Source organism: Mycobacterium sp. TH-M15, from assembly GCF_057473705.1.
The window spans coordinates 1-4949 of sequence record NZ_JBYCLB010000639.1 but is presented as its reverse complement, the minus strand read 5'-3'; the positions used below and the strand labels follow the sequence as shown (position 1 = coordinate 4949).

The 4949-nt window shown below is 75.2% G+C and carries 4 protein-coding genes and 1 pseudogene; 3 read left to right on the top strand and 2 right to left on the bottom strand.

The window, feature by feature from the left end:
* Positions 1-229, bottom strand: a 229-nt coding sequence (locus AC2VNT_RS15610; protein ID WP_486947719.1) for a TetR family transcriptional regulator, incomplete at its 3' end; no start/stop codon positions are given.
* A 63-nt stretch (positions 230-292) separates the two neighbouring features.
* Here AC2VNT_RS15610 and AC2VNT_RS15605 point away from each other — a divergent pair.
* Positions 293-1522, top strand: a complete 1230-nt coding sequence (locus AC2VNT_RS15605) for an oxygenase MpaB family protein (protein ID WP_486947718.1) — start codon at positions 293-295, stop codon at positions 1520-1522.
* 75 nt (positions 1523-1597) lie between these two features.
* On the opposite strand, the gene AC2VNT_RS15600 is transcribed toward AC2VNT_RS15605, so the two are convergent.
* Positions 1598-2542, bottom strand: a complete 945-nt coding sequence (locus tag AC2VNT_RS15600; protein WP_486947717.1) for an alpha/beta hydrolase — start codon at positions 2540-2542, stop codon at positions 1598-1600.
* Positions 2543-2555: 13 nt separating this feature from the next.
* Between AC2VNT_RS15600 and AC2VNT_RS15595 the strand changes: the two are divergent.
* Together AC2VNT_RS15595 and AC2VNT_RS15590 are read left to right on the top strand one after the other, a co-directional pair.
* A pseudogene (locus AC2VNT_RS15595) lies at positions 2556-2894 on the top strand (lysoplasmalogenase family protein); the annotation flags it as partial.
* A 41-nt stretch (positions 2895-2935) separates the two neighbouring features.
* Entirely contained in the window at positions 2936-4885 is a 1950-nt protein-coding gene (locus tag AC2VNT_RS15590; protein ID WP_486947720.1) for a primosomal protein N', read from the top strand.
* The last annotated feature ends 64 nt before the right edge of the window (positions 4886-4949 follow it).

The following is a 4949-nucleotide window of genomic DNA, read 5'->3' as shown; positions in this document are numbered from 1 at the left end:
GGACGTCGTCGGAGACCGCGAACAGCAGCGCGTCCCGGTTGCCGAATTGCTCGTAGAAGTACCGCGGGATCAGTCCCGCGGCCGCGCAGACGCCGCGCACGGTCACCTCGGCGGCGCCCGACTCGCCCCAGATCGTCCGGCCGGCCGCCAGCAGCTTGCGGCGGCGGTCGGCTCGACGGTCGGCCGCACTGACCCCGCCGTAGGCGCGTACCGCCGCCGCGCGTCTCATTGACGGCACCATACCCGAAGGCTACATTCTGAACACAGACGTTATCCGAATTCGGGAGTGTTGATGGAGCAGCGGGGCCAGCGCATCCCGTCCCGGCATCCGGACCGGCCACGCCCGGTTCCGGCTGGCGTTCAGCGGTTCGCGCAGCTGTTGGGGCTGCGCGCGCCCACCGCCGAGCAGTGGCGGGAGATCGGTGACAGCCTGACCGTCGGCGACGAGCCGATGGACCAGCTGGTCGAGTGGATGTCCACGGCGGGCATGACGGAGATCCGGCCGGTCTTCGACCGGATCCTCGCCGATGGCATCGCCACGGTGCCCGATGCGCCGGTGCCGTTGCGCACGTTCTTCGGTGTCATCGAGGCGACCCCCGACTGGGTCGAACCGGAGAAGCTGCGCAAGGCGCAGCGGGCGATGCGCCGGGGCGGCGCCGACGGCATCCACATCGCGCGCGACGTGTCGCTGCTCGGCGGGTACCAGATGTCCGGGTTCAACAAGACCCTGCTGCGCACCGGCGCGCTGGAGAAGGGCTCCAACAAACGGTTCGCCGAGACCATGCAGTGGGCGCTGGACGTCATCGTCGACGGCGGTCTGCTCCCGGGCGGCATCGGTTACCGGTCCACCATCCGGGTGCGGCTGATCCATTCGTTCGTGCGCCGGCACGTGACCGCGCTGCCGGACTGGCGTGGCGACGACTGGGGTCTGCCGGTCAACCAGACCGACATGGCCGCCACCCTGGTCGGCGCGCTGGTCGCCCCGTCGGTGGGCGGGCTGGCGATGGGAATCATGCTGCGGCCCGCCGAGCTGGACGCGATCGCGCACCTGACCCGCTACGTCGGCTGGCTGATCGGCGTGCAGGATGAATGGCTGCCGCGCAGCTTCCGCGACTGCATCCGGATCCTCTACCACACCTCGTCGGCGTTGTTCGACCCCGACGAGTCCTCCAAGCAGTTGGCCGTCCCGATGGCCGACGACCCGCTGGAATGGCACTACCCGACGCTGCCCGGGCTGCGCCGCCAGCTCGCCCGCGCCCAGCACCTCTCGCTGGCCAGCGCCTTCCTCGGGCGCCGGGCGATGCGCGCGCTGGGCCTGCCGGCCTTCGTGTTGCCGTGGTATCCGCTGCTGCGGATCCCGTTCAACCTGCTCAACAGCGCGTCGGCGCTGCTGGTGCCCGGTGGCGCCGAGCGCGCCGCCGACCGCGGCATGCGTGAGCAGAAAGCCTTGCTGCGCACCATGATCGGCGACGACGCCGGCGCAGCCATCGGCGATTCCGCGGCACATGTCAGCGTGGCCTGAGGCCGGCCGTTAGGGGTGCACTGGCCTCGGCGGCGGCCGGGGCCATCGGCCCACCGTAGGCGAGGGCCGGTTCGGTCAGCGGTGCAGGGCGGCGCGCAGCGCCACCAGCCCCCGCTCGGTCGCCTCGGTGGCGGCCGGCACCACCCCGGCGTAGCCGAGGTAGCCGTGCACCAGCGACGTCGCGTTGTGCACCTGCACCGGCACGCCCGCTGCGGCCAGCAGCTCGCCGTACCGCAGCCCGTCGTCGCGCAGCGGGTCATGCCCGGCGACCGCGACGTAGGCCGGCGGCAGGCCGGCCAGACTCGCCGCGCGGGCCGGGGCCATGGACGGCGGCGGGTCGCCCAGGTCGGCGTCGCCGGCGTACCAGCGGCTGAACTGCGCGATCGACCGGCGGTCCACGATCGGCGCGTCGGCGTTCTCGGTGAACGACGGCAGCGAGGTGTCGTAGGTGGTGGCCGGGTACCAGAGCAGCTGGAAACAGAGAGCCGGGCCGCCGGTATCGCGGGCAAGCTGGGCGACGACGGCCGACAAGTTGCCGCCGGCCGAGTCGCCGGCCACCGCCAGCCGGCCGGGGTCGGCGCCGAGCTCGGCGGCGTGCGCCGCCGCCCACTCGGTCGCGGCCATCGCGTCCTGCACGGCCGCCGGGTGCGGATGCTCGGGCGCCAGCCGGTAGTCGACCGAGACCACCACCGCGTCGGCGCCGACGGCGTGCTGGCGGGCGGTGCCGTCGTGGGTCTCCAGGTCGCCGGCGACGAACCCGCCGCCGTGGAAGAACACCACCACCGGCAGCGGCCCGGCACCGGTCGCCGGTGGGTGGTAGATCCGCACCGCCAGCGCGCCGCCCGGGCCGTCGATGGTGCGGTCCTCGGCCGACACCTCCGGGTGCACCGGGCGTCGGGGTAGCTCGCGCAGCCGCCGCCGGGCGGTCTCGACGCCGTCGTCCAGCGCGAGCCGGTACGGGACGGCGTCCAGTACTTTCAGCAGTATGGGATCGACGGCGGAGCGATCGGCGGACGGCATGCAGACACCGTACGCAGCCCGGCTGGTCGCCGGCGCCTGGACCGCCGCGCTGGGGGCGGGTTACGGCGTCTTCCTGACGGTGACCATGGTGGTGTTGGCCGCGATGGTCTGCGTGGCGCTGCTGGCCCGGCTGCCCACCCGGTTGACGGCGAGCGGCGCGGTCTGCTTCGCGGTGTCGGACGCGATGATCGGCATCGACCGGTTCGCCGTCGGCAACGAGGGGCTCGCGGTGCCGATCTGGTGGGCCTACGCGGCGGCTCAGCCGCTGATCACCGCCGGATTCTTCTTCGGCCGCGCGGAGACGCCCGCCGGGGCTGCGGCGTCGGCGGCGTCTGCTACACCTGCGGAGTGACCAGCACCGCGGAGCGGCACCCGATCGCCCGGGTGCTGCCGATGTTGTCGGTGCCGCACCTGGACCGTGAATTCGACTACCTGGTGCGCCCGGAACAGGCCGCCACCGCCGTGCCCGGCACCCGGGTGCGGGTGCGCTTCCACGGCCGGCTGGTCGACGCCTTCGTCTGGGAGCGGCGCTCCGACACCGACCATCCCGGCAAGCTGGGCCGGCTGGAGCGGGTGGTCTCCGCCGAACCGGTGCTCACCGCCGAGGTGCGCCGGCTGGTCGAGGCGGTCGCCGCCCGCTACGCCGGCAGCCGCGCCGACGTGCTGCGGCTGGCGGTGCCGCCGCGACACGCCCGGGTGGAGGCCGAGACTGCCCCGGCCGCCGAGCTGCCGGTCGTCGCACCGGTCGATCCGGCGGCCTGGCAGCGGTACGGCCAGGGCGGGCGGTTCCTTACCGCGCTCGGGCAGGGCCGGGCCGCCCGGGCGGTCTGGCAGGCGCTGCCGGGTGAGGCGTGGGCCGACCGGTTCGCCGAGGCGGCCGCGCAGACCGTCCAGACCGGGCGGACGGCGCTGGCGGTGGTCCCCGATCAGCAGGACATGGACGCGCTGTGCCGGGCGGCTCTCCGTCGGATCGACGAACCGGGCGTGGTGGCGCTGTCGGCCGGGCTCGGGCCGGCGGCCCGCTACCGGCGCTGGCTGGCGGTGCTGCGCGGCAACGCCCGGCTGGTGGTCGGCACCCGCAGCGCGGTCTTCGCCCCGATCGCCGACCTGGGGCTGGTGCTGGTCTGGGACGACGGGGACGACACCCTCGCCGAACCCCGGGCGCCGTACCCGCACGCCCGCGAGGTGGCGATGCTGCGGGCACACCTGCGCGGCTGTGCGGCGCTGATCGGCGGCTACGCCCGCACCGCCGAGGCGCACGCCCTGGTTCGCAGCGGCTGGGCGCACGACCTGGTGGCCCCGCGGGCGACGGTGCGGGCGGCCAGCCCCCGGGTGGTCGCCCTCGACGACGACGGGTACGCCGAGCAGCGGGACCCGGCGGCCCGGACGGCGCGGCTGCCACTGCTGGCGCTGGACGCCGCGCGCGGCGCGCTGAGCTCCGGGGCTCCGGTGCTGGTGCAGGTGCCCCGGCGTGGCTACCTGCCGTCGCTGGCCTGCGCGCGCTGCCGGACGATCGCCCGGTGTCGGCACTGCACCGGGCCGCTGGCACTGCCCGGCCGCGGCGGTGGGCACGCGGTGCAGTGCCGCTGGTGCGGCCGGGCCGACCCGGGGCCGCGCTGCGGCCGGTGCGGTTCGGAGTCGGTGCGGGCGGTGGTGGTCGGCGCCCGGCGGACCGCCGAGGAGCTCGGCCGGGCGTTCCCGGGCACCACCGTGGTCACCTCGGCGGGGGAGACCATCGTGCGGGAGATCCACCCCGGACCGGCGCTGGTGATCGCCACGCCCGGCGCCGAGCCGCACGCCCCGGGGGGCTACGCGGCAGCGCTGCTGCTGGACAGCTGGGCGCTGCTGGGCCGGCAGGATCTGCGGGCCGCCGAGGACACCCTGCGCCGCTGGATGGCGGCCGCCGCGCTGGTCCGCGGCCGGGCCGACGGCGGGGTGGTGACGGTGGTCGCCGAGTCGTCGCTGCCGACGGTGCAATCGTTGATCCGCTGGGATCCGGTGGGCCACGCCGACGCCGACCTCACCGCCCGCGGCGAGGTCGGGCTACCGCCCAGCGTGCACATCGCCGCGGTCGACGGCGACCCGGACTCGGTGGCCGCGCTGCTGGACGAGGTTCGGCTGCCGGCCGGCGCCGACCTGCTCGGCCCGGTGCCGCTGCCGGCCGGATCACGCCGGCCGGCCGGCATCCCGGCGGAGCTTACGGTGATCCGGATGCTGGCCCGGGTCGGCCGCGAGCACGGGCTGGCGCTGGCGGCGGCGCTGCGCCGCGGGGTGGGGGTGCTCAGCGCGCGGCAGTCCCACCATCCGGTGCGGGTGCAGGTCGACCCGCTGCACATCGGGTAGCCGATAGCGTTCACTACAGCTGGTCGTCGGAGAATGCGGGCACGTCGCGCTCACGGATCGGCTG

Excerpts from the sequence above, each read along its gene's own strand:
- AC2VNT_RS15605 (WP_486947718.1), top strand. The coding sequence starts at position 293 with ATGGAGCAGCGGGGCCAGCGCATCCCGTCCCGGCATCCGGACCGGCCA.
- AC2VNT_RS15600 (WP_486947717.1), bottom strand. The coding sequence starts at position 2,542 with ATGCCGTCCGCCGATCGCTCCGCCGTCGATCCCATACTGCTGAAAGTA.
- AC2VNT_RS15590 (WP_486947720.1), top strand. The coding sequence starts at position 2,936 with ATGTTGTCGGTGCCGCACCTGGACCGTGAATTCGACTACCTGGTGCGC.